The 25,392-nt window shown below is 67.8% G+C and carries 18 protein-coding genes; 5 read left to right on the top strand and 13 right to left on the bottom strand.

Annotated elements, in window-relative coordinates:
• The coding region (locus ASF21_RS07625; RefSeq protein ID WP_414826609.1) for an LGFP repeat-containing protein at positions 1 to 1,494 on the top strand (1,494 nt) is incomplete at its 5' end.
• Between the two features lie 257 nt (positions 1,495 to 1,751).
• The gene (locus tag ASF21_RS07620; RefSeq protein WP_082471309.1) at positions 1,752 to 3,878 is read left to right on the top strand and encodes an acyltransferase family protein; all 2,127 of its coding nucleotides are present in this window, start codon (positions 1,752 to 1,754) and stop codon (positions 3,876 to 3,878) included.
• A gap of 9 nt (positions 3,879 to 3,887) precedes the next feature.
• Here ASF21_RS07620 and ASF21_RS07615 read toward each other — a convergent pair whose 3' ends face one another.
• From ASF21_RS07615 to ASF21_RS07600, 4 genes are read right to left on the bottom strand one after another with little or no spacing between them, the layout of a single operon-like run.
• Complete coding sequence (locus ASF21_RS07615; RefSeq protein WP_055768785.1) at positions 3,888 to 5,315, bottom strand: lipopolysaccharide biosynthesis protein; 1,428 nt, start codon at positions 5,313 to 5,315, stop codon at positions 3,888 to 3,890.
• Positions 5,316 to 5,317: 2 nt separating this feature from the next.
• Positions 5,318 to 6,214, bottom strand: a complete 897-nt coding sequence (locus ASF21_RS07610; protein ID WP_055768780.1) for a glycosyltransferase family 2 protein — start codon at positions 6,212 to 6,214, stop codon at positions 5,318 to 5,320.
• Complete coding sequence (locus ASF21_RS07605) at positions 6,214 to 6,621, bottom strand: DUF2304 domain-containing protein (protein ID WP_055768777.1); 408 nt, start codon at positions 6,619 to 6,621, stop codon at positions 6,214 to 6,216. The genes ASF21_RS07610 and ASF21_RS07605 overlap by 1 nt, the downstream gene beginning before the upstream one ends.
• A complete protein-coding gene (locus tag ASF21_RS07600) occupies positions 6,618 to 7,391 on the bottom strand; it encodes a glycosyltransferase family 2 protein (RefSeq protein ID WP_055768775.1) in 774 nt (257 codons plus the stop codon). The genes ASF21_RS07605 and ASF21_RS07600 overlap by 4 nt, the downstream gene beginning before the upstream one ends.
• A 197-nt stretch (positions 7,392 to 7,588) precedes the next feature.
• Here ASF21_RS07600 and ASF21_RS07595 point away from each other — a divergent pair, with 197 nt between their 5' ends.
• Positions 7,589 to 9,661, top strand: a complete 2,073-nt coding sequence (locus ASF21_RS07595; RefSeq protein WP_055768772.1) for a DUF6541 family protein — start codon at positions 7,589 to 7,591, stop codon at positions 9,659 to 9,661.
• Positions 9,662 to 9,822: 161 nt separating this feature from the next.
• On the opposite strand, the gene ASF21_RS07590 is transcribed toward ASF21_RS07595, so the two are convergent.
• From ASF21_RS07590 to ASF21_RS07560, 7 genes are all read right to left on the bottom strand, one after another.
• Positions 9,823 to 10,101: a hypothetical protein gene (locus tag ASF21_RS07590; protein ID WP_055768769.1), complete on the bottom strand. Its 279-nt coding sequence runs from the start codon at positions 10,099 to 10,101 to the stop codon at positions 9,823 to 9,825.
• A 208-nt stretch (positions 10,102 to 10,309) separates the two neighbouring features.
• Positions 10,310 to 11,341 (bottom strand): ABC transporter substrate-binding protein, encoded by a 1,032-nt coding sequence (locus ASF21_RS07585; RefSeq protein ID WP_055768765.1) that lies wholly within the window; start codon positions 11,339 to 11,341, stop codon positions 10,310 to 10,312.
• An 87-nt stretch (positions 11,342 to 11,428) separates the two neighbouring features.
• Complete coding sequence (locus tag ASF21_RS07580; protein ID WP_055768763.1) at positions 11,429 to 12,172, bottom strand: ABC transporter ATP-binding protein; 744 nt, start codon at positions 12,170 to 12,172, stop codon at positions 11,429 to 11,431.
• A gap of 2 nt (positions 12,173 to 12,174) precedes the next feature.
• Positions 12,175 to 13,020: an ABC transporter permease gene (locus tag ASF21_RS07575; RefSeq protein ID WP_055769357.1), complete on the bottom strand. Its 846-nt coding sequence runs from the start codon at positions 13,018 to 13,020 to the stop codon at positions 12,175 to 12,177.
• A gap of 41 nt (positions 13,021 to 13,061) precedes the next feature.
• The gene (locus ASF21_RS07570; RefSeq protein ID WP_055768760.1) at positions 13,062 to 15,092 is read right to left on the bottom strand and encodes a glycosyltransferase; all 2,031 of its coding nucleotides are present in this window, start codon (positions 15,090 to 15,092) and stop codon (positions 13,062 to 13,064) included.
• Positions 15,089 to 16,276: a UDP-galactopyranose mutase gene (gene glf / locus ASF21_RS07565; protein WP_055768758.1), complete on the bottom strand. Its 1,188-nt coding sequence runs from the start codon at positions 16,274 to 16,276 to the stop codon at positions 15,089 to 15,091. The genes ASF21_RS07570 and glf overlap by 4 nt, the downstream gene beginning before the upstream one ends.
• 114 nt (positions 16,277 to 16,390) lie before the next feature.
• The gene (locus ASF21_RS07560; protein ID WP_082471308.1) at positions 16,391 to 18,442 is read right to left on the bottom strand and encodes an acyltransferase family protein; all 2,052 of its coding nucleotides are present in this window, start codon (positions 18,440 to 18,442) and stop codon (positions 16,391 to 16,393) included.
• Positions 18,443 to 18,636: 194 nt separating this feature from the next.
• Between ASF21_RS07560 and ASF21_RS07555 the strand changes: the two genes are divergently transcribed.
• Entirely contained in the window at positions 18,637 to 22,824 is a 4,188-nt protein-coding gene (locus ASF21_RS07555; protein ID WP_055768752.1) for an FtsK/SpoIIIE domain-containing protein, read from the top strand.
• Here the strand turns inward: ASF21_RS07555 and ASF21_RS07550 are convergent.
• Positions 22,787 to 23,209, bottom strand: a complete 423-nt coding sequence (locus tag ASF21_RS07550) for a hypothetical protein (RefSeq protein WP_055768749.1) — start codon at positions 23,207 to 23,209, stop codon at positions 22,787 to 22,789. The two genes, ASF21_RS07555 and ASF21_RS07550, sit on opposite strands and share 38 nt — an antisense overlap.
• A 241-nt stretch (positions 23,210 to 23,450) precedes the next feature.
• Between ASF21_RS07550 and ASF21_RS07545 the strand changes: the two genes are divergently transcribed.
• Positions 23,451 to 23,699, top strand: coding sequence for a WhiB family transcriptional regulator (locus ASF21_RS07545; RefSeq protein WP_055769355.1), 249 nt, complete (start codon positions 23,451 to 23,453; stop codon positions 23,697 to 23,699).
• Between the two features lie 91 nt (positions 23,700 to 23,790).
• Here ASF21_RS07545 and ASF21_RS07540 read toward each other — a convergent pair whose 3' ends face one another.
• Positions 23,791 to 25,269, bottom strand: a complete 1,479-nt coding sequence (locus ASF21_RS07540; protein ID WP_055768745.1) for a sensor histidine kinase — start codon at positions 25,267 to 25,269, stop codon at positions 23,791 to 23,793.
• Positions 25,270 to 25,392 lie beyond the last annotated feature (123 nt).

Below are 25,392 nucleotides of genomic sequence, written 5' to 3'. Positions count from 1 at the left end.
ACCACCATGACGCCTGCTGCTGCGATGTCGGCGATCTCGTCGGTTGTCGCTGGTTCTCCGCAGCTCGGGGGTGCGAAGTCGGAGGTGCAGTGCGGTCTGGTCGGAGGGGGTTGCTACCAGAATTTCGTCAATGGTGCGGTCATCTGGTCCAGCGCTTCGGGCGCCGCCGTGTCCCTGAACGGACCGATCCGCAGCGCCTGGCTGGCGTCCGGCGCCCAGAACGGCGCGCTGGGCTACCCCAAGGCCGCGCAGGTCTGTGGAATACGGGACAACGGCTGCTACCAGTCCTTCCAGAACGGCGAGGTGTTCTGGTCCACGGCCTCGGGAGCAGCGATCTCCAAGGCAGGCGTGATCCGCACGGCCTACCGTGGTGCCGGCGCTGAGAACGGGGCGCTGGGGTTCCCCATCGGCCCGGAGACCTGCGGCTTGAAAGCCGACGGATGCTTCCAGGCCTTCCAGCAGGGAGAGATCATCTGGTCCTCGACCTCCGGAGCACGGATCTCCAAGGCAGGCCCGATCCGTACCGCCTACCGCGCCTCCGGCGCCGAGAACGGTGCCCTCGGCTATCCCACCAGCTCGGAAATCTGCGGACTGAGGCTCTCCGGCTGCTACCAGGCCTTCCAGCGAGGAGAAATCCTCTACACGACGAACACCGGCGCGCAGATCAGCAGGGCTGGATTGATCCGCACCGCCTACCGCGCCTCCGGCGCCGAGAACGGAGTGCTGGGCTACCCCACCGGCAAGGAGACCTGCGGCCTCAAGGACGGCGGCTGCTACCAGTCCTTCCAGAAGGGCGAGATGGCCTGGTCGCCGGCCACCGGCGCCCAGATCATCTACACCAGCCCCATCCGCACCGCCTACCGCGCAGCGAACGCAGAGAACGGACGACTGGGCTACCCCCTCACATCCCAGGCCTGCGGGCTCCGCGACAGCGGCTGCACCCAGACCTTCCAGGGCGGCGAGATCTACTGGTCGAGCGCAACCGGAGCGATCATCAGCCGGAAGGGCCGTATCCGCGACCTCTACCTGTCCAGCGGAGCCCAGGACGGAAGACTGAGCTACCCCATCACCGCCGAGATCTGCGGGCTGCGTGACGGCGGCTGCTACCAGGGCTTCCAACGCGGCGAGATCTACTGGAGCCCCACGACCGGAGCCAGGACCAGCACGACAGGTTCCATCCGCACCGCCTACCGCAACGCCAAATCAGAGAACGGGATCCTCGGATACCCCCTCACCCACGAGATCTGCGGACTGCGCGACGCAGGCTGCTACCAGTCCTACCAGAACGGCGAAATCATGTGGAGCCCCAAGACCGGAGCCAAGATCACCGCAACCGGACCCATCCGCACCGCCTACCGGAAAGCCGGCGCCGAGAACGGCACCCTCGGCTACCCCACCACCAACCAAACCTGCCCCACCACCACCCGCTGCACCCAGACCTTCCAACGCGGAACACTCACCTGGACCTCAACCACCGGCGTCAAACGAACCTAACCCCCCCCACCCACCCCACACCCATCAACAGCACGNCTGACGCCCACTGCGCCACCTGCCCCACCACCACCCGCTGCACCCAGACCTTCCAACGCGGAACACTCACCTGGACCTCAACCACCGGCGTCAAACGAACCTAACCCCCCCCACCCACCCCACACCCATCAACAGCACGCCCTCCCACCGAGGCGGCTATCATTGGATCGCACACGTCCCTCCCAGCTCGCGGACGATGATCTCGAGTGCTAGGAGAATGAGTGATAGACCAGACCGCCTCGGTGGGGTCGCCACGACGTCAAGGGACCGGCTCCCCACAGCGACGGGACATCCAGGCGCTCCGGGCGCTGGCTGTGTCGCTCGTCGTGGCGAATCACCTCTGGCCGGATCTCCTCAGCGGCGGTTACGTGGGAGTCGATGTCTTCTTCGTCATCTCCGGGTATCTCATCACGAAGCACCTGCTCGGTGAGCTGCAGCGATCGAAGCGGATCAGGCTGGGTCAGTTCTACGCCCGACGGGCGAAACGGCTCCTGCCGGCTGCACTGCTCGTCGCCCTGGCATCCCTCCTGACGGCTGCGATCTACCTTCCGGCGGACAGACTTCTCGCTATCGGCAGGGAGACGATGGCCGCCACCCTCTATGTGGAGAACTGGTCGCTTGCCGCACAGGCCGTCGACTACTCCGCGCAGAACAACCAGGCCTCCACGGTGCAGCACTACTGGTCCCTCTCGGTCGAGGAGCAGTTCTATCTGGTCTGGCCCCTCCTGCTCCTCGGGGTCTATCTCCTGGCGGGCAGGCTGCGTTCCCCGCGGAAAGTCCTGCTGGCAGCACTCGCCGCCGTCGGCGCGGCGTCGTTCGTGTTCTCGGTCTTCCTGACCTACACCAGTAGGAGCGAGGCCTATTTCGCGACGCCCACCCGGGTGTGGGAGTTCGCCGTCGGCGGTCTCATCGCCGCTGCGGCATCCGTGTGGTTCGCTGACGACCGCTTCCCCGGCCGCCTCCGGCTCGCGGGCCTCGCGCAGTGGACGGGCCTGGGCCTCGTCGTCGCCTCAGCACTGGTGTTCGACGAATCGACCTCCTTCCCGGGCTACATGGCTGCTGTTCCCGTGCTGGGCACGGCACTCGTCATCATGTCGGGGCCGCAGTCCCCCTCCTGGTCGCCCAACGCGCTCCTGGCCGTCTCCCCCGTCCAGACGCTCGGCAACATCTCCTACTCGCTCTATCTCTGGCACTGGCCGGTCATCATCCTGCTGCCGTCGATCATGGGTCGCACTCTGGGTGCGGTCGATCTTCTCGGGGCCCTCCTGCTGTCGGTCGTGCTGGCGGGACTGACGAAGAAGTACGTCGAAGACCCGGGCCGCTCCCGGCTGCTCCCGGGAGCGACACCGAGAAGGGTGCTGGGCATGACCGCCGTGGCTACTGTCCTCGTCCTCGTGGCGTGCGCGGGTGCTGTAGCGGCTGCGACCCTCGCCCAGGCAGAGGAGGCGCAGCGTCTCGACGCGCTCTCGGGCGACGAGTGCTTCGGCGCCAAGAGCCTGTCGTCCTCCGCCTGCGCGGATCCGTTCGGACCGCCCGCGGTGACGAACGTCGGCGAAGGCGAGGCGCCCTGGTTCGACGCGGAGGGATGTGCCACCCATCCCGATCCCATCATGCTGGGCGACCAGAAGCTCCTGACGCTGTGCGACTTCTCCGAGGGACAGGACGACAGCGAGACGGTCTGGCTGATCGGCGATTCCCACGCGGAGCAGTGGAAGGCGGCAATCCTGCCGCTCGCACGCGAGAACAACTGGACACTCAACGTCAGTCTCGTGGGAGGCTGCCCGTATGTCGACGTGAAGCGATCGGCATTCATGGGGGCGGCCACCGGTGGGACGGTGCAGAAGAAATGCCTCGACTGGAGCGCCGACGTCTCCGATCGCGTCCTCGCCGACGCACCGGACCTGGTCTTCCTCTCCTCCTTCTCGGTCGGCGAGGAGATCGACGACGGGACCGGACGGTCCCAGGCCGAGCAGTACAGGACCGCGTTCTCGGATCGGGTAGGCCCCTGGGCCGACCAGGGGACGGAGGTCTTCGTCATCAGGGACACACCGCTGACCCTGGAACGTTCGACGCCCGAGTGCATGGCCCGCAACGAGGAATCACCGCTCGACTGCGCGAATGCGAAGAGCCAGGCGCTCCCGGCAGACCCTGCCGCCGAGGCGGCACGGTCGCTCGAGCGACCGGACATCCGGGTCATCGATCTGTCCGACCGCTTCTGCCCGGACGATACCTGCTACGCCGCGATCGGTGGACTCCACGTCTATTTCGACAAGGACCATGTGGCGAGGAGCTACGTCCGCTCACTCATCCCCGACTTCGCGCAGAGGTTCGCGGCCGCCGGCTCCTGAGCCCGCAGCTCAGGAACTCGACGTCGCTCTGTCTGCGGTGCGTCGGGACCGTGCGAGGAACAGCGCCCCCGCCAGGAGTGCGGCGACGACTGCCGCCTGGACCATGCCGGCCACGACGCCGAACGGCACCAGACCGAGCAGGAGGACGACGACCACGTGGACCCCGAAGGCACCGCCGAAGGAGGGGAGCGGAAGACTCCGGCCCGCGTCGGACCTGCGGACGAGCGCGTACGTCAGCAGTCCGAGGGCCACGAACCCGAGCACCTGCACCATCGCGACGACCACGACCTCCGATCGTGACGCGGGCCAGAGGGCCAGCAGGGCGATCGCCACCAGGACGCCGGGTGTCACGAGGGCGAGGCGCCTGGTGCGGTCGTCGATGTACAGGAGGTTCGAGGTCACGAGGAACAATGCGTACCCGATGGACACCAACGGGAGGGCAGCAGCGATCGGCCGGACGATCTCGGGTTCGGTGGACAGGATGGTGGACCCGACCACCGCCCCGGAGGAGGCGAGCAGTCCGACTCCCGTCGACCAGGCGATGGCTTCGACGGACACGCGTCGCGTGGCTGCCACCAGCTCGCCGCGCGCCGCGGACATCATGCGCGTCGACCAGGCATTGTTCAGCGCGTTCAGGATCGTGATCGGCCCCAGCGCGAAGATGAGGACGGCTCCGAACCTGCCGGCGTCCTCGACGGTCGCGGCATAGGCGAGGATCAGGACGGACCCTTGGGTGAGCAGCATGAGCGCGCCCGTGTGCGGGAGCAGCGGGCCGGCGATCCTGATCGACTCTCTACTGGAACCGGCAACCCTCCAGGGCAGGCGCGGCCGGGCGAGGACGAGTGCCGCGGCACCCGTGAGGACGACGGCGAGGGTGTAGGCGCCCAGGTAGACCTCAGCGGTGGGCGCGACGAGGATCAGGCCCACCAGGCCCAGCAGGTTCGCCAGAACGGACGAGCCGATGCTCAGGAGCACGAAGCGCCCGGGCCTGTTCTGCGCCCTCAGGACGGCCTGCGCACCCAGGACGGACCCGAGCACCCCGACGCTGATCACCGCGAGCACCGTGCTCGGGGCCGGTCCACCCGACCCGAAAGCACCGAGGAGGAGGAGGCACAGGACGACGGCGACTGCCAGGGCGGCCGAGGCGAGGACCATGAATCCGTACATGGCACGCGACCGATCCTGTCCGCGCTCCCGCGCGAACCAGATGTTCGTGATCGCCAGCGGCAGGCCGGCCGAGATGAGTACCACCAGCACCTGGATCGTGACGACCGAGGTGGACACGATTCCCCACTGCCGGTCGTCGAGGATACGGATCGCGAAGGGCTGGATGAGCAGCAGGCCCAGCCCCTGCAGGAGCGACCCGACGAGGTACCAGGTACCGGAAACGGTCGGGCGGGCCTGCTCGGGCTGCGGTGCTGCGGACCCGCTGGACACCGCTATCTGGTGAGGGCGTGGGCGGTCAGCTTACGCAGGCCACCCCACATCCGGCGCCGGGCCACCTGAGGCAGGAGGGTCAGCGCGTGGAGCCGCGACGACGCGTGACGGCTCGCAGCCGTCGCTGCACGGTTCCAGCCGAGCCGCTGGAAGTCCCTCACGCACTCGTCGAAGAAAGCGCGCTCCTCGGCGAAGCGCCGACCGTCGAGCGCACGCACGGAGGAATCCGACTCACGGTGGCGCCTGTACTGGAAGCAGGTCTCCGCCAGGACGAGCATCTTCCCGCCCGACATGATGATGTCGGTGGCAAGTGCAAGGTCCTGCACCACGTCGTACTGCTCCCTGAAACTGTGCCGCGTGATGGCCGTCGAGCGCCACGCAAGGGAAGGGAAGTACAGCCAGTCACCCGTGAGAAGGCTGGCGGCCAGCGGTTCCCCTGCTACGACAGCGCTCGCGCTCTCCCCCACGAGCCGGCGCCGGAGGTAGCTCTTCACGCGGTCGCCGACCGGCTGGTAGATGGTCCCGTTCTCGTCGATGACGTCCACGCCCGGCTGGATGATGTCCACGGATTGGCGCGAGAAACCCTCGTGCACCACCGAGAGGTAATTGGGGAGCATCAGGTCGTCCGCGCCCATGATCACGACGTAGTCGTGCTCGATGAGCGACAGGCACTTCCGGTAGTTCGCATTCGCACCGAGGTTCACCTCGTTCCTGAAGTACCGGACGCGTTCGTCCGTGTCCGTCAGGTCCTTGAAGTAGGCCGGCAGCGAATCGTCGGGAAATCCGTCATCCACGATGGTGAGCACGAAGTCCCGGTGGTCCTGGTCCAGGACGGACCGGACGGCCGCCTTCATCATCGCCACGTCCCCGTAGTAGGGGAACATCACGTCTATAGTCATCAATCTTTCCTCTGCTGGTCAAAGTTCATCGGGTTGTCGGCCCCGTGCCCGGGGACAGGGGTGGCTTTGGGGTCGTTCAGCCGCTCTACTGCCGCCCGGAGGATCGACACTTCTTCGGCGAGGATCCGTGTTTCGTCCTCGAGGATCGTCAGCTCGCGTGACACGTGCAGGGAGACTCCCACGAGCAGGAGGATGGACAGTGCGAAGAGCAGGTTGGACGGCACGATCACGCCCACCGCGTCAGCAGCGAATTCCAGGAGGCTGGGGAACAGCGCCAGGACGATCGTGAGGGAGCCGATGACGAGCCAGAGGATCGCATACTTCTCACGGAGTTTGCCGTTGCGCAGCATCATGAGGACGACGGCGACGATGAGGATCGATGAGAAGAGTGAGAATGCCACGCTCATGCTGGTACGGGTCCTTCTCCTGCTATGTCCCCGGTCGAGGGAGCTTGGTAGTCACGCATGGTTCTCCTGCGGGCGAGGGCGAAGCAGAGGACCAGGCCCGAGCGCGCAAGGTAGATCGAGGCCTTCCACGGGCTCTGGCTGGGAGTACCGGCCTGGCGCACCCTCATCTCGACGGGCACCTGGGTCACGGTACAGCCCGACTTCAGGGCGACGACGAGGGAATCGATCGTGTCTCCCAGGTACTCCGCCGGGAAGTGCTCGATGTACTGGTGCAGCCCCCGCCGATTCACAGCGCGGAAACCCGAGGTGACATCGGTCAGCCTGGTACCGGCCACGCGGGAGATGACCCGGGCCAGCAGGGACATCGCCCAGCGCCGCGGTCCCTTGGCCTGGTACTCCCCCTTGCCCGCGAACCTCGCTCCGATCGAGATGTCGGCCGACTCCAGCCCCTGCAGCACCTTCGCGATGTCCTCCGGCATGTGCTGGCCGTCCGAATCGACCTGGATCACACCCGAGTAGCCGTTGCGCAGCGCGTACTTGAAACCGGTGCGCATGGCGCCGCCGACTCCGAGATTGAAGGGAAGCCTCAGCACCACGGCTCCGGCGTCTTCTGCGATCCTCGCCGTGTCGTCCCGTGATCCGTCATCGACCACGAGGATGTCCATATCGGGTTCCACCCGCTTGATGTCCCTGATGGTGTCGCCGATCGCCTCTGCTTCATTCCAGGCAGGCATGACGATCAGGATGCCGGAAGGCGGTCTGTTACCCATGATGTGCAATCATAGCAATAGGCGTTGCGACCCCGGTGCTGACCCCGCGGGAGCCGCCGATCATGGTCTGGTGCACCTCGAGCAAGCCACCGGATGTCCCGGCTCGGAAGGGCCACGGAGGGCGATGACACCGTCGCAGGACCGGCGCTGAATCCTCCGGCCGCGGCCCGCCGAACCACGACGAGGAGAATGACCATATGAGCTGGTGGGCCACTGCCCCTGCCTTCGCGAGCACGCTGCTCGTCTTCTTCGGGCCGGGACTCCTCGTCCTGGCGGCAGCCGGCGTCAGGAGGCTCAGTCTGGCCGCCCTGTCCGCTCCGATATCGATGTCCATCGGCTCATGCCTCGCCGTCGTGCTGCCGTTCATCGGCGTGGCCTACAACCCTGTGTCCTACCTGGTCTTCTCGGTGTGCCTGGCCGCAGCGGTGCTGCTGGCGCGCCGAATCCTGCTCACGAAGGGCGCCGCCGGCTTCGCATCGGTCCGCCGCTACGGGGACGTGGCCCTCGTCGACAACCAGCCGTTGCCGAGGGAGAGCCTCCCGGCCTGGGTCGTGCGGATGCTCGTCCCGGTCGCCATCGCCTTCCCCGCAGCCATCATCGGCACCAGATACATCGCAGCGTTCGACGCACCCGGGAACTTCTCGCAGACGTTCGACAACGTGTACCACCTGAATGCGATCCGGCACATCGCAGAAACCCAGAACGGCTCAGCGCTGACTCTCGGGAACCTGACCGAGGGATCGCAGGCCTTCTACCCCGCCGCCATGCACGATCTCATGGCACTCGTGGTCATGATGACCGGTACGGCTGTCCCTGTCGCCGTCAATGTGGGCACCATCGCCCTGGGAGCCCTGGTCTGGCCCCTCTCCTGCGTATTCCTGATCAGCCGGATCGTGGGCTACCGGCCCATCCCCCTGCTCGCTGCAGGCGTCCTCTGCGCCGGCATGAGCGGTTTTCCCTACATGATGGTCGCGTTCGGTGTCCTCTACCCGAACCACGCCGCGATCGCCGTGCTGCCGGTCGCCCTGGGACTGGCCGTCGAGGCTCTCGGCATGACCCCCGCCCGCCGCCGCTCGCTGTCGATCTCGGCCGGCCTGCTCGCCGCCGCAGTCCTCCCGGGCCTTGCCCTCGCCCATCCCAGCACGCTGATCGCCCTTCTGGCGTTCGCGGGACCGGTCGTCGCAGGACGGGCGGTCAGGGAGATCCAGGACGCGAAGAGCGAGGGATCACGCCCGGTGCTCTGGGGGGTCCTGTTCGTCGTGTATGCGGGCATCACGCTCGTGGCATGGCTGAAGGTCCGGCCGTCGTTGGCCTTCGCCCCCTGGACACCTTTCCAGTCCAACGCCCGGGCGATCGGCGAGGTGCTCGGAAGTGCACCGATGGGCGCGACCACCGCATGGGTACTCCTGATCCTCACAGTTGCCGGGATCTATGTCGCAGCCCGCCAGTTCCGCACCATGTGGTGGATCCTCATGATGTTCGTCGTCGGGGGCGTGCTCTACATGGTCGTGTCCAGTTGGAGCCTGGGCTGGTTCCGGACCTTCCTGACCGGCGTCTGGTACAACGACAGCTTCCGCCTCGCGGCGCTGCTGCCCGTCGTGACACTCCCCCTGAGTGTGCTCGGTGCGGAGTGGTTGACGGGTCTCCTGCGGCGGACACGGAAGGCGCAGGCGGTCGAGGGTGAGGGCGCGATCCGCAGTGCGAACCCGTCGATCGCCCGAAAGGTGCGGGGAGCGGTGCCCACGGTGACGGGCAGTCCACTCGCATCTGTGGCGGTCCTCCTCGTCCTCGGACTGGGGACCCAGGGCGGGACCCTGGCCGGCGTCCAGGACAGGATGGAGGAGGTGTTCGCACTCGAGGAGGACTCCCCACTCCTCACGACCGACGAGCTGGCGCTGCTGCAGCGCGTCCCCGACCTCGTGCCGCCCGGGGACGTGATCGTCGGCAACCCCCGGACCGGCGCCTCCCTCGTGTATGCCTTCGCCGATCGACGCACCATCGCGCCCCATATCTTCGGTGAGCGCACCGACGCCGAGCAGGCGCTCCTCGATCACTGGGACGAAGCAGGCTTCAATGTGGCGGTCTGTGATGCCATCGAGAGCGAGCGAGCGTACTGGGCCCTCGACTTCGGCGACCAGGAGATCGTTCCGGGCGACGAACCCTACATCGGCTTCCGGGCCCTGGAGGACCAGAGTGCCCCCGGCATCTCGCTCGTGGCTGAAGAGGGCGACGCCCGTCTCTACCGTGTGGACGCCTGCACCGGATCGTGACGGGGCGCTCGCCTGCCGGTGGAATCACCCCGGCGGTGCGCGCTCCCGCCCTCGCCGATCCCAGCCGGATGGCGGGGCGTGGATGATCGCCCGGGCGAGCGGATCCGGCCAATGGCTCGGGCCGGAACCGGTCGGATGGTGCTGCCGGAACAGCCTGATCGTCAACTACCGGCGACACCGTCGCGCACTAATCGGACCACCGAGGTGCCGGTACCGTCGAAGCGCTCCCCCGCGCGGTAGCCGAGTGTCTCCTCGGACGAGCGGCGCCCCTCGTTCCCGATCCGCCGTCCGATGGCGACCATCAGCTCCGCGGCCAGGCCGACGGCGATCAGCCTCGGCACACGGAGCGCGAACTCGGAGAGGCCGAACGGCGGCGCCCACGCGCGCAGGACGAGGTCGTAGAAGCCGTGGACGACACCGACGTTTCCCAGTATGCGCACAAGGTCGGGAAGGCTGAGATCGATGGCACTGATCGTCGCCGCTTAGTCCACCCAGAAGCTGGGGGCGTCCTCGAACCGGAGGAGACGATGGACAGGGCGCGACGACGACAGCTGGTGCTGCCGACCTCCGCAGCTGACCGGTTCACCTCCCACCGCTGACACGCCGACGACGGGGGTTCCGGCGGCCGACGCCCTCCCGGACGCCGGACTACTGGCGCGCGTCGAACGCTGCCTCTGCAAGCACGGGAACGAAGTTCCGCGCCAGCCAGTCGATACTGAGCGGCGACGCCATGATCATCGCAGCGCCCATCTCGTCCTTCGGGGCGGGGACGACCTGCACGGCCGGGTCGAGATCCCCCGCCAGTTCGTCCGCCAACTCCTGGGCCCGCCGTCGTTCCGCGACCAGGACGAGGACGTCCGCCCGGAGTCCCTCCGCCCGGGTGCGGGGCAACCGAACCTGACCGACCCGCCCGAAGACGTCGTCCACCAACTCCTCGGCTTCCTCCAGGCCCGCCGGCAACGGGGCAGCGCTGATACCGAACTCCTCGAGGATGCCGACCGGTCCGCTTGCGCCGTCGTAGACCCCGAGGTCCGCTCCTGCCGCCGTGAACGCCTCGACCGCGAGGAAGGTGGTCCCGGGCAGATCCGGATAGTCGGAGGTCGACTCCCGGATGCGCTGCTCGGTGTCCCGGATCAGCTCGGTGCCCCTCCCGGAGCGACCGATGGTCCGTGCGACCTGGTCGACGGTCTCACGCCAGGAGGGTTTTCCCTCGCCGGGCCCGTGGACGACCGGCGCGATGTCGGACAGCCTGCTGTACTCGTCACGCGTGATGTCGGCGCCGAGGGTGAAGATCAGATCCGGCTCGAGATCCTCGATCGCCGCGAGCGCCAGGTCGAGCTCGTCGGGGTAGAGCACCGGCGTCATCGCCTCCTCGGCGACGCGCCCCAGGTTGTACCAGGGGGTGGAGTTCGATCCCGGCATGCCGAGGGGCGCGATCCCGAGCAAGAGGCAGACGTCCGCCGCAGCGACACCGAACGTCGCGATCCGGACCGGCCGGTCGGCGATGGTCGTCACGCCGAAATGGTGGCGCACCTCGATCGGGAAGACGGCGTCCTGGGCGTCGGTCTCCTCCGTGGGGCTGCTGGTGCACGCCGCGGCGATGAACGGCAACCCGAGTAACCCCAGGACGACGGCCCGTCTGCTCGTCACCGGAGCCGTGCCGGCGATCTCGTCTCTCACTATTCTTCCCTCTCCTGAAATGCTTGCATTCGGAGCCTGCCCCGTCTCCGGTGGCCCCCGGCCTTCGCTTGTGCTCGCTCGTGCTTCCTAGTGCTCGCGCGCGCGCTGCCTCAGCTCCGCGACGACGGAGGCGACGTCGCCGTCCTTCACGAGCCGTCCGTTCTCGAGGAGGATCCCGCGCTCGCAGACACTGGACACCAGGTCGAGATCGTGGCTCACGACGATGAGCGTCTTCCCCGCCGCCGCGAGCTCCCTGATCTTCGCCAGGCACTTGCGCTGGAAGGGTTCGTCTCCGACGGCGAGGATCTCGTCGACGAGGAAGATGTCCGGATCGGTGTGGACCGCGATCGAGAAGGCGAGGCGGAGGTACATCCCGGACGAGTAGAACTTCACCTCGGTGTCGATGAACTCGCCGATCTCGGCGAAGTCGATGATGGAGTCGAACCGCTCCTCGATGTCCTGCTGGGACATGCCCAGGATGGCGCCGTTCAGGTAGACGTTCTCCCTCCCGCTGAGATCGTGGTGGAAGCCCGCCCCGACCTCGATGAGCCCGGCGAGATGGCCTCGGGTACGGATGACTCCTGCATCAGGCTGAAGCACCCCGGAGATCAGTTTGAGAAGCGTCGACTTGCCGGATCCGTTGAGGCCCAGGAGGGCGACCGTCTCGCCCGTGCGCACCGTGAAGCCGACGTCGTCCAGTGCATTGAACTTCTGCACGAGCTCGCCCCTCCTCCCGCGGACGAACCAGACGAAGGCCTCCTTCAGCGATCGCGTATGGCGGAGGACGAACCGTTTCCGCAGGCCGGTGGCGACGATCGCGTCGGTGGACATCTCTACAGCTCCTGCGCGAAGTTGGCCGACAGTCGCCGGAAGACGAACTGGCCGAGGACGAGGACCAGCAGCGAGACGGCCCCGGCCACGGGTACCCACAGACCGAGGAGACCTGGCATCGAGGCGGAACCCGCCGCCCCGTCTCCGAGGGTGGGTACCCAGAACCCGACGTGGAAGAGTTCGACCGCCACGGTCATCGGATTGAGCTGGTACAGGAAGAACCACCTGCCGAGAGCGTCACTGACGAGGACCCAGCTGTACAGGACGGGAGACGCCCATGTCACGACCATGAGAATCATGTCGACCAGGTTCTCCGCGTCCCGGAAGTACACGTTCACCGCCCCGAAGAGGAGACCGAGCCCACTGGCGAGACAGGCGACGATCAGGAAGCCGACGAGGACCAGGAACAGTTGGAGGATGTCGGGACGCCATCCCACCACGAGACAGGCGCCCGCGAGGACGAGGACCTGCGGGACGAAGTGCACCGCCGAGACCCAGACGGCCGAGATGGGGAACAGCTCACGAGGAAGGTAGATCTTCTTGATCAGGTCCCGGTTCTCCACGATGGATCGGGTCGCGTTACCGAAGGCCTCGGTGAAGAAGTTGATGAGGACGATCCCTGAGAACAGGTAGATCGCGTAGTTCTCGGTCGTGCCCTGCAGGTTGAGGAAGATTCCCAGCGCGACGTAGTAGACGGAGAACTGCAGGAGCGGCTTGAGGTAGGACCAGAGGAGTCCGAGCACCGACCCGCGGTAGCGGACCCGTATCTCCTTCCGCACCAGAAGCCGCAGGAGGAATCTGTTCCTGAGGACGGCTGCGAGTCCGCCGCCAGCACCAGGTGTCTGCATGGCGCCCGGGAGGTCCGCCGCGGAACCCCGCACCCCGTTGCTCAATCTGCCGTGTCTCCCTCGATCTCCCCGGAGTACCGGCGGAACGTCCTGGTCCAGGCCTGGCGACCGGTGAAGTCGGGCAGGGCGTCGCTGTACCGTCCCTGCAGTTCCGACCAGTTGCTCACGAGCTTCCAGTGCCGCGAGAGCGTCTTGCCGAGGAGGGAGAAGAACATCGAACGGTCCCGCCTGTACCAGGACACGCCTGTCCCGTCGGAGGCGGTGACCAACGCCGAATCGAAGCGCGCCAGTCGCCACCAGCGCGCATCCATCGCCGGGATCTCCGCTGCGGGTCGCTCTGCCGCGTCGGCGTGCACCGGCCGCGATTGGGAGATCAGCGCAAGGGCCGCGCGGACGAGGGACTCCAGGACCGTCGCGGGCTCCTGGATGTGCTGCTGGTTCTTCCGTTCCCGCACCGCGGGGAAGTCGGACCGGTTCGGCATGACCCGAGCGTCCGTGAACTCGCGCCGGGTCGTCCTGACCCACTGGAGACGTTCCCCCAGGGTCGCATGGAGGTGCGCGGGTCCCTCGAGGACGTCGTCGAGGGCCTGGATGCGGACGGCGACGGCGGAGTACTGCATCGACAGGAGATGCCGGACGTCGAGTGCGAGGCTCTCGAAGGGCATCCTGCCCCCGCGGTCGAAGGGCGAGTGGCTGAGCGCGGCGACCCACCGGTTGCGCTGGTGGTAGTACGCCTGCCAGTCGATCGTGTCGTCCTTCTCCGTCCAGGGCATGTGCCACACCGCGGCGCCGGGGAGCGTGACGGTGGTGAAGCCCGCCTTCTGCGCGCGCACCCCGTACTCCGCATCGTCCCATTTGATGAAGACCGGTAGGGCGAGCCCGATCTCACGGACGATGTGCAGCGGGATCAGACACATCCACCATCCGTTGTAGTCGACATCGACCCGGCGATGGATCCATGGAGTCATCCGGAGATTGCGCTCGGAGAAGTCGTGGCCCTCGAGACTCTTCGCCGCCGGCCCCCAGAAGAAACGCCGGCGATCCACCTGTTCGCCGAATGTGTGGAGGACCGCGCGCTCGTAGAGGTTGAACATGTGGCCGCCCACGATCGTGGGATCGGTCGTGTAGTTCGCGAAGTGCAGGGCGCGGATTACGCCTTCGGTCTCGATGCTCACGTCGTCGTCGAGCAGCAGGACGTAGTCGCTGTCCTCGTCGCGCAGGGCCTCTTCCATCCCTCGCGCGAACCCACCCGAACCTCCGAGATTCGCCTGCTCCACGAGGCGGAACCGATCACCGAGACGCTCCGCGGCCGCTGGGTAGGCGCCTTGCTTCGCGACCCTGTCGTCGCCCTGGTCGATGATGATCAGGCGGTCCAGGACCTCGAGCAGATCCGGGTCACTGGCAAGGGTGTGCATGTGCCGCACCGCGTATTCGGGGCGGTTGAAGGTCGTCACCGCGATGGAGAGGGACCCCTGGCTGCGCGCCGACGCTGCGGGCACGGACCAGTCGGCCCGGGACAGGGTGACTTCCTCGTCGTGCGCGACGAGGTCGAACCAGTACCAGCCGCCGTCGACGAACGAGGCCAGCGGCAGATCGAAGACGAGTTCACCACTCGCCGTCGTCGTCGCACTCTCCACCCTGTTGGACGTGCCGCGTGGACTCGAGCGGTAGACGATGACCGATGCCTCGCTGCCCGCCCCGAGATCCACCTCGACGCGCAGTCGAACGGTGCGTACGGGGGTGTGACGGCGCCAGTAGCTGGCCGGGAAGGCGTTGAAATACGTGCCGAGGGACACCCTCCGGTGCGCTGGCAGCTTCAGGCTCGTACGTCCGGCGATGAAGTCGGACCTCTGGTGGCTCAGTACGGGGAACGCCGGCGTCGTCTTGGGTGCCCCGAGACGGATCGCACGTCGTGACGGGTCGACCACGCGTCTCGCCGGATTGAAGTCCACATAGAGGGGCAGGACATCGGTGTCCCCTTCGACCGGGAGCACGATCTTATGGACGACCTGGTATGCGGTCGTCCCCGCTCCGGCCGTGCTCCCGACGTCCTCCGACGCTTTGCTGGTCATGCGTCGACTCCGCCGCTCTCGAATCTCTGTCCGCTCGTGAAATGGGGCGTGACCTTGTTGTCGAACATCGAGAGCGCGGAACCGATCGCCATGTGCATGTCGAGGTACTTGTAGGTCCCCAGGCGGCCGCCGAACAGCACGGACTTCTCACCCTTCGCCAGGTCGCGGTACGCAAGCAGCTTCGCGCGGTCCTCCGACGTGTTGATCGGGTAGTACGGCTCGTCGTTCTTCTCGGCGAATCGCGAGTACTCGCGCATGATGACGGTCGCGTCCTTGGTGTAGTCACGCTCCGGATGGAAGTGGCGGAACTCGTGGATGCGCGTGAACGGAGACTCCTCGTCGGGGTAGTTCATCACCGAACATCCCTGGAAGTCCTCGACGGGGAGTACCTCCTCCTCGAGGTCGATGGTCCGCCAGGAGAGGTCTCCCTCGGCGAAGTCGAAGTACCTGTCGACGGGACCGGTGTAGATGACCGGAACCTGGCCGAGCGTCGTCGACCGCGAGTACTCGTGACCCTCGTCGAAGAAGTCCGTGTTGAGGTGCACATCGATATTGGGATGATCCGCCATCCGCTCGATCCACGCGGTGTAGCCGTTGACCGGCAATCCCTCGTACTTGTCGTTGAAGTACCGGTTGTCGTAGGTGTAGCGCACCGGCAGCCGCGAGATGATCTCCGCCGGGAGGTCCTTCGGGTCGGTCTGCCACTGCTTGCCCGTGTAGTGCTTGATGAAGGCTTCGTAGAGCGGCCGCCCGATGAGCTGGATACCCTTGTCGTTCAGGTTCTGGGGATCCGTACCCGCCAGTTCGCCTGCCTGCTCCTGGATCAGTGCCCGCGCTTCCGCCGGGCCGAGAGCCGTGCGGAAGAACTGGTTGATCGTCCCGAGATTGATCGGCATGGGGAAGACCTCACCCCGGTGCCGGGTGTAGACCTTGTGGACGTACGTGGTGAACTCGGTGAAGTTGTGGACATAGTCCCAGACACGCTCGTTCGACGTGTGGAACAGGTGCGCCCCGTAGCGGTGGACCTCGATACCGGTGTGGGCCTCGTTCTCGCTGTACGCGTTGCCGCCGATGTGGTGCCGACGGTCGAGCACAGCCACCTTGAGGCCCAACTGGGTGGCCGCTCTTTCCGCAATGGTCAGGCCGAAAAAGCCCGACCCGACGACAACGAGGTCAACGTTCACAAGTGCTCCTGAATTGATTCTGACGACGGACATGCCCGCTCAAGGCTACCCGACGGAAGCTGAGCGCCCCCCAACCGGAGGGGCGGCAGGACCGGGGAGCCCGGCGCGGCTGCCCTACAGGCGGACCGCCTCGTCGAACCGCTGGGTGAAGATCGGCAGCATGGATCTGAGGTACGTGGCGCTGACGTGGTTGTCGTCGATATATACGAAGACGTTGCCCACGACGGCTGGACAGTCATCCTCCCGGCAGAGATAGTCGGTGAAGTCCAGAAAGGCGACGTTCGGGGCCTGTGCGAGCAGCTCGTCGACCGGGGGCTGGTCGGTGAGGGTCGTCGAACGGGGAGGGTTGCATGCAGGACTGTCCACACCCTGCGTCTCGACGCAGAGCACCCTGTTCGAGGTGAAGCGCGGATTGTCCCGGACGGCTGCCACCTTGATACCGCGCTCGTCGAACATCCGCGCGGTCGCGGGGAACCCGGCGGGCAGGACATCCTGCGGATCGTCGCTCCTGGCGACCGTACCGACCGTGTAGACGAGGTCGGGCGCCTGGGCCAGCACGTAGTCGGTCACCGCCGCGTTCCACTGCTCGCACTGCGGCGTGCGTCCTTCGGGGCCGGACCCGAACTTGCATCCTCCCAGTAGGACGAAGGTCATCTTCCAGCCCCGCTCCTGCGCCATCTCGGCCAGGGGGGTCGACCACTGCTGGGAGTGGGAGTCGCCGACGACGATGATCTCCCGCACAGGCTCCGACGGCGGCACTATGACATAGCACTCGCCCCGGAGCAGTTCGTCGTCGGGTTCGTCCGCTCCTTCGCAGACCCGATCGAGCGGGAAGTACTCCTTGCTCAGCTCGGTGGTCGCAGGGATCGGCGGCACGTTCTCGGGGGCGGACAGGTCGAGGAGCGGATCAAGCACCAGCGCACCGGGATTGTTCGTGTCGGCATGCGCGGCGCTCTCCCGGACCTGCTGCGTGATCGCCTGCTGCCAGAGGGTCAGCGGTGCTGCGACGAGCGCCGTGCTGACGGCAACCACCAGCAGCGCGCGGCGACGGCGCTTGTCCGCCCAGACCAGGGCTCGCAGCGGCCGCTCGACGAAGCGCATGGTGAGGTAGGCGAGGACGAGCGACACGGCGATCACCAGCACGCCGCCCAGGACCCCCGGCGACGGCTGACCGCGCCAGATCAGGAACAGCACCAGGACCGGCCAGTGCCAGAGGTAGAGGGCATACGAGAGGTCGCCCATGCGCACCAGCGGCCTCGATGACAGCAGACGGTCAGCTCCGACAGCACTACCGGTCTGGCCCGCGACGATCACCAGAGCGGCCGCCAGGAGCGGCCAGAGGGCCACGTAGCCGGGGAACTGGCCCTGCACATCGAGCAGGAATCCTCCACTGAGCATCGCGCCGACACCGACCCAGCCCGCCATGATCCGCAGGGCCCCGGGCAGCCGGAGGAAAGGCAGGGCAAGCGCAAGGAGCGTACCGAGAGCGAACTCCCACAGGCGGGCGCGCGTGTCGAAGTAGGCGTAGGCCTGGTTCGTGGCGGTCTCCCAGACCGAGAAACCGAGCGACGCCAGGAACAGCGCACCGAACACGAGGAGGACGACGCCGCGGAACCGCAGGCGGAAGCGCCGAGCCACCAGTGCGCTGAGGACGAACAGCAGAGGCCACAGGATGAACACCTGGCCCTGGACCGAGAGCGACCAGAAGTGCTGCAGCGGACTCGCGAGGCTGTGGTCCTCGGCGTAGTAGTCCACGGCATTGGAGGCGAGGACCCAGTTCTGGACATAGAACAGCGAGGCCCAGGCCTGCTCGAGGATGTCGGGCCAGCGTGACCTCGGTACGAGGAGATAGGTGGCACCGAGCGTGCCGAGGATCACCACGACGACGGCGGGCAGGAGGCGCTTGAACTGGTGCAGCCAGTGGCGGCCGAGATCGAGCGGCCTCCCGGATTCGACCTTGCGCAGGAACGACAGCGCCAGCAGGAACGCGGAGATGAGAAGGAATACGTCGACCCCACCGGATACCCGGCCGAACCAGACGTGGTAGGTGACGACCATCAGGACGGCGAGCGCACGCAGACCCTGCACCTCGGCCCTGAAGCCACGGTCGGCGGCCCTACCGCCACCCCGCGGGGCGACAGTTCGGCTTGATTCAACGACCGTCATCAGAGGCCTTCAGAGTAGACACGTTCACCGAGTGTACCGGCGGGTGCCGGGACGACCCTGTGAGCCCGGCACCCGTGCCCCGACGGAGGTGTCGCCCGGCGGGGTCGCACGCACGTTGTCCACATCATTGCTCTTCGCCACCCGCTCTCGGGCCGTGCGGCCTAGCCTCGGACCAGACGACGACGGGAGGCACGGTGGATCTGCACGTCACGCTGGTTGCCGCACCGCCGCACGGCTTCGCGACGGAGGAGATCGTCGTCGACACAGCTCGCCTTCCCACCGGGTCGGCCCTTGCCGAGCGGCTGCTCGAAGCGGGCTACCCCGGGCCCTTCAGTGTCGACGGGAGGCCTCTGGGCTCCCTGAACCTGGCACCGCCGGAGGAGGTCCCACCCGGTTCCGTGATCGTCGCCGGTCGGCCACCCGAGAGGAGCAGTGCGGCCCTCCCGCCTCTGGCATTCGTGGTGCACTCGGGCCCCGACGCGGGTCAGGTCTTCCCCCTGGTCCGTGGCAGCTACACGATCGGGCGTGCCCGGACAGCGATCACCGTGGCGGATCCGGGACTGTCCAGGAATCATGCCCTGCTCACGATCGGAGAGCACTCCATCGTCATCGAGGACCTGGGGTCGGCCAACGGCACGTGGGTGGACGGGATCGCCGTGACGAAGGCGGGGATCGATGTCTCGTCGGAACTCCGCTTCGGGTCGAGCCGCTGCAGCATCGACCTCGTGGATGGACAGGGCTGGGCGCCAACGACGGACCCGTGCATCCTGGATCCCCTACCTGTCGGTCACCGGGTACCGAAGCGGCCGTCGAAGGTCCTCGTGCTCACCGCGCTGCTTCCGCTGGTGCTGGGCGTGGTGCTGGCCCTGACCACCGGCATGTGGTTCTTCCTCGCCTTCAGTGCACTGTCCGCCGTCACGGGGCTCGTGCCGCTTGCTGCCTACCGCCGGAGCGCCGCCCATTTCGCTTCCGCACTCCAGGACGCAGCTGATCGCGACCGGCGGCGCCGTGTCGTGGCAGTCCCCGATCCCGGGCGATCGGCCCTGGACGCCCTGCGGCCGGCGGGCAGCGAGATGTCGACATCGCCGCCACGGCAGCGGACATCCGCCGTCGTCCTCCTACGCCTCGGGACAGCGCATCAGCCTGCCCATGTGTCCTCGGACGGGTCCGACACACCGTTCGTCCCGCCCATGCTCCACGACGTCCCCTTCCTCCTGCCGTGCGGGCGAGAGAACGGAGGGACAACGAGGTTCACCGTCACCGGTGCCGCAGAGGCGGTCCGCGGCCTGCGGCGAGCGCTGCTGCTCCAGACGGCTCATCCACGGGCGGCTCGCACGGTGGTGGTGATCTGGGCTGCTCCGCAGGACCTGGCCCGGCACGCCCGGTTCCTCCCGCACGTCGTCCTGACCCGCGACCCGGCCGTCCTCGCCCACCTCACCCGCGCGCCGGGTGTGCTCGTCGTGCTCCACGACGCCGAGGACGTGCCGGTCACTCCCGGCGCAGCGACAGTCGTGATCCTCCGCTTCCTCGCGGACCCTCGCAGTTCCCGCCCCGGTGCTGCCACGGAGGTCGCCGCCGGCGATCGGTGCGTCCTGCTGAGCGCCGACGACGGCGTCGTCCATCTCGACGGTGAGCAGGTGAAGATCGTCCCGGACGGGGTGTCGGAGCACAGCTTCGAACGGGCGGCACGGGCCCTGGCGCGCTCGGAAGCCGCTGACCGGCGGGCCGGAGGCGGTGACCAGGAGGAACCCGGGACCCTGCTCGGTGCGCCACCGACGTCGGCGTCGCTCTGGTCGGAGGTACCGGGTCCGCTGTCCGTCCGCGACACCGTGGCCGGACAGTGGCAGGTGTCCGATCCGGACCATCCGACGGCGCTCATCGGTCGATCGTCCTCCGGTCCGCTTCTGCTCGACCTCGTCAGGGACGGACCGCATCTGCTGGTGGCCGGGACCACCGGCTCGGGGAAATCGGAGCTCCTGCGCACGCTGGTGATCGGACTTGCCCTGCACCAGCCACCGGAGCACCTGAATCTGCTCCTGATCGACTACAAGGGCGGTTCGGGACTCGGGGCGCTCGCCGCTCTCCCGCACTGCGTCGGGAGCATGACGGACCTGTCCTCCGAATCCACGGCCCGCGCACTCGCGTCCTTGCGCGCAGAACTGCGCCGGCGGGAAGCACTGTGCGCCGACCAGGGCGTGCCCGATACGGACGCGCTCCGGCGAACGTCTCCCGCGACGTGTCCGCCGCGACTGGTCGTCGTGATCGACGAGTTCCGCATGCTCAGCGACGACGTCCCGACGGCGGTCGCGGATCTCATGAAGATCGCCGCGCTGGGACGATCGCTCGGGGTACACCTGGTCCTCGCCACGCAGCGCGCTCAGGGTGCCATCACGCCCGACCTGCGCGCGAACATCACGTCATCGATCCTCCTGCGCGTCCAGACCGCGACGGAATCACAGGATCTTCTCGGCTCCGGTGCTGCCGCGGAGATCCCCGTCGATCTTCCCGGCCGTGCATTCCTCCGACGCGGTGCGGAAGAGCCCCTCTCCTTCCAGGTGGCATCATCGTCCACCCCGCCGAGGAGGGCCGAGTCACCCGACTGGCAGTACCTGACTCGATTCCTCGACGAACGGGACATGGGGCAGCCCGACCGGCACCGGATTCATGGTGCGCCCGCGGAGCCACCGCCTGCGTCCGCGTCGGTCCTCGCGGATGCCGTCGAAGCCGTCGTCGACGCGGCGGGTGGTCCTGGCCGGCGTCGACCGCCCGGACCCGTGCTACCGCCTCTCCCGGCCTTCCTGACGCCGGCTCACTGCCGTGCACATCCCCCGGCCGCCGATCGGCACGGGATGGCGGACGCCTCGGAGCGTGGCCAGGACCAGCGCGAAGATCACGGCAGAGACCACGGCGCCCACCCCGATGCGGCCATGCGCTCGGGAGTCGCCCGCAGCGGGCAGGTCGCGCTCGGCCTCATCGACCTGCCGGAACGCCAGGAACAGCGCGCCCTCCTGTGGAGACCGGAGGACCACTCGCACCTTGCGCTGATCGGACTGCCCGCGAGCGGCCTGGAGGACGCAGTCGCCGCCGTCGTCGCCGGACTCCCCCAGGCCGACCACGAGGTCCACCTGTACCTGCTGGACGGTGACGGTTCCCTCGCGAGCCCGGCGGACAGCCGCCACACCGGGGCATACGTCGGGGCAGCGGAACCCGCCAGAGCGGCCCGCGTCCTGGAACGGCTTGCCGCGCTCACCACGGACGGGACCCGTCCCGGGTCCCCGGTCGTGCTGGCCGTCACCGGTTGGGGCCGCTGGAGCACGCTGTTCCGCCAGGGACGTCGGGCGCGCGCGGAGGATGATCTCCACGCCCTCGTGCGCGACGGCGCGGCCTGCGGCGTCTCCGTCCTGATCACCGGTGACCGCGAACTCACGACGGCGCGCTTCTTCGCGCTGGTGCCGAACCGCGTCTATCTCCCGCTGGGCGCGCACCAGGAAACGACGATGACGTGGCCGAGGATCCCGCCGATCGACGCCCTCAGGGGACGTGGGCTCGTGCAGGGCCGGATCGCCGGGGCAACGGGAGACGCCGTGTGCCAACTGGTGCTGGCAGCCGAGATGCCGCAGGAGCAGCCGCCGGCTCCCACCCGGGCACCGTTCCCGGTCCACGCCCTCCCGAAGGCGGTGACCCTCGAGGAGCTCCACGAAGCGACGCTCGCCACCGGGGCTTCCGACCAGACCGGGACCGCGCTGGCTCTCGGCCTGCAGGGCGACGACCTCCGGCCGTACCGGCTCCAGCTGCGCGGCGGGGAGGCCGTCCTCGTCCTCGGACATGCCGCCTCTGGACGGTCCAACACGCTCCGGGTCCTCGAGGCATCATCGAGGCTCCTGCAGGCACCGCTCCAGGTGCTCAGGCCGCGACCGGGAGCTACAGCGGGTGGCGCGGCCGCGTACTGGCGCGGCGTGGCAGGCACCAGCGGCTCGAGCTGCGAGGGCTCCCTCCTCCTCGTCGACGACGCCGACCAGCTACAGGCCGACGTGCAGCAGGCACTCTCGTCGCTCGTCACCCGGGGAGCCGCCGCGGTGCTGACCGCCGCTCCGAGCCCGGCCCTGATGGCCCGGGTCCCCCTGTCACTGCCGGCCCGCGCCTCGGGGCAGGGCATCGTCCTGTCGCCGCGGAATCCTTCGGACGGCGACTTCCTCGGGGTCCGGATCGACTCGAGTGGGCCGTCGGTCCTCGGTCGAGGTTTCGCCTGCGGCCTCTCCGGCGTGCAGGAGCTGCAGATCGCTCACGCCCCTGGACCATCGGAGTCCGGCGCACGAAGCGACGTCACCGGTCGGGGGCCGGCACCTACAGCGTTCGTTCGGGGGTCGTCGTTCGGACGGTGAAATCCAGGACACGGCGGGAGAACAGCAGCACGATCACGACGGCGGCGGGCACCATGAGCAGGAATCCCACGAGCGGACTCCCGGAGGAGAAGTAGGGGAAGGAGAGAATCACCAGGAAGAGCTGCACGACCAGTGCCGGCGACCGCGGCCACCGGAAACCTCCCGTGAGCCTGACGGCGAGGATGGAGAGGCCACCCGCCACCATCAGCAGCAGGACGGCCATGAAGGCCGATCCACCGACGGAGAGAGGGGCTGCCGTGAAGATGGTCAGGATCGAGACCACGGCCAGGACCCCGAGTGCGACACCCTCGAGCAGGAGGATCCCTGCGATGACGAGGACGCTGCCCGGCCTCGCGGGCTGCTGGACGGCGGGATCGGTGGACATCCTCGCACCCTACCCGACCGGTGCGGGCGCGCCACATGTCGGCGACGTCGCCCCTGCTGTGACATACCCCTCACCCGCGCCACCAATTAGAACTGTAAAACCCTTGTTTACCGATTGGTAACGTGACAGCCTTAAAAGCAGAGCAAATCAGGGGGCCGATGTCGGCCCCTTTACTATGAGCCCCCTCGTGAATCTTTTCACAAGACCCATGTGTGCGTGGCTGAAGGAGAATGTGATCAACATGGATTGGCGTAGTCGCGCAGCCTGTCTGGACAAGGACCCGGAGCTGTTCTTCCCGGTCGGCAACACCGGACCGGCGCTTCTTCAGATCGAAGAGGCGAAGAGCGTCTGCCGCCGCTGCCAGGTGCAGGACACCTGCCTGCAGTGGGCCATCGAATCCGGGCAGGATGCCGGAGTGTGGGGCGGATTGAGCGAGGACGAGCGCCGGGCGTTGAAGCGCCGGGCAGCCCGGGCACGGCGCGCGTCCTGACGGACGCGATGCACCCGGGCCTTCGGGTTTCGGATGAGTGAGGAAGGGCCGCCCGATGGGCGGCCCTTCCTCGTTCCGGCGATGACCCGGTTCACATACCCTGGTTCAGCCGGAGCCCGAGTTCGAGGGTGACCGATGTCCCCCCACCCGGTCGCGTGCTCCACTCGATCGTGCCGCCGAGTTCACTCGTGACGAGGGTCCGGACGATCTGCAGGCCCAGCCCTTCGGCGTGACCACCCGCAGGCAGCCCGACCCCGTCGTCCGCGATCGTCACCCTGAGCGTGTCCTCGCCGTCGGCCTCGGTCTGCCGGTCCGCCATCAGCCACACCGTCCCGGTTCGTCCGGACAAGCCGTGCTCCACCGCGTTGGTGACGAGTTCGTTGATCACGAGGGCCAGCGGGGTCGCCAGGTCGCTCGGCAGTTCCCCGAAATCCCCGCTCCTCTCCGTGCGGACCGCCTGCGACGGCGAGGCGACCTCGGCGGACAGGCGGAACTGGCGCGAGATGAGTTCGTCGAAGTCCACGCTCTGCGCCAGCCCCTGGGACAGGGTCTCGTGCACGAGCGCGATGGTCGACACCCGCCGCATCGCCTGCTCGAGACCGAGCTTCCCCTCCTCGCTCACCATCCTGCGCGACTGCATCCGCAGCAGCGCCGCCACGGTCTGGAGGTTGTTCTTCACCCGGTGATGGATCTCACGGATGGTCGCGTCCTTGGAGACGAGCTCCATCTCCCTGCGCCTCAGCTCGGAGACGTCCCTGCAGAGCACAAGAGCACCGAACCGCTCCTTCTCGTCCCGCAGGGGGATGGCGCGCAGCGAGAGACTGACTCCTCGGGAGCCGATCTCGGTGCGCCAGGGCATGCGCCCGGTGACGACCAGCGGCAGTGTCTCGTCCACCATCCGCCGGTCCTTGAGCAGCGCCGTGGTGATCTCTGCCAATGGACGGCCCTCCAGCGTCTCGACGTCGCCGAGCCGACGGAAGGCGGAGACACCGTTCGGGCTGGCGTACTGCACGATGCCGTCGACGTCGAGCCGGATGAGGCCGTCGCCGACTCGGGGGGCGCCCCGTCGCGATCCTGTGGGGGTGGCGAAATCGGGCCAGAGTCCGAGCGTCCCCATGCGGAGCAGATCGTACGCGCACTGGCGGTACGTCAGCTCGAGCCGCGACGGCATGCGCGAACTCGAGAGATCCATGTGCGTCGTCACGACGGCGAGGGTCCGGCCGTTGCGCACCATCGGCACGGCCTCCACGCGCATCGCCATCTCGGTGGTCCAGTTCGTCTCCCCGGACCGCTCGATCTTCTGCGATTCCCACGCGACGTCGACGAGCGGCTGGAGATCCGCGCGGATCCGCTCGCCGACGAAGTCGCTGTGGAAGACCGTGTGCGACGTCGAGGGCCGGGCGTGGGCGAGGGCGACATAGCCGCCGCCGTCCAGCGGGAACCAGAGCGCGAGGTCGGCGAACGCGAGGTCCGCGACCATCTGCCAGTCCCCGACGAGCAGGTGCAGCCACTCGGCGTCGCCGGGCTCGAATCCAGCGTATTCGCGGATCGGGTCAGTGAAGATGGCCATGAAGTCCTTCGTCGTTCGGCGTGGCGGTCCGGGTCCGGCTGCGCCGCCCGACCGCTCCGACCGTTGCTCCCACGGTCGGGTCTTCAGTCTGTCACCCCCGGTCGGCTGCTGCCGACCGGGGGT

The organism is Arthrobacter sp. Leaf234 (assembly GCF_001422665.1).
Lineage (GTDB): Bacteria > Actinomycetota > Actinomycetes > Actinomycetales > Micrococcaceae > Arthrobacter_D.
The sequence above is the reverse complement of the archived record's forward strand: the minus strand, read 5'-3'. Positions and strand labels throughout refer to the sequence as shown.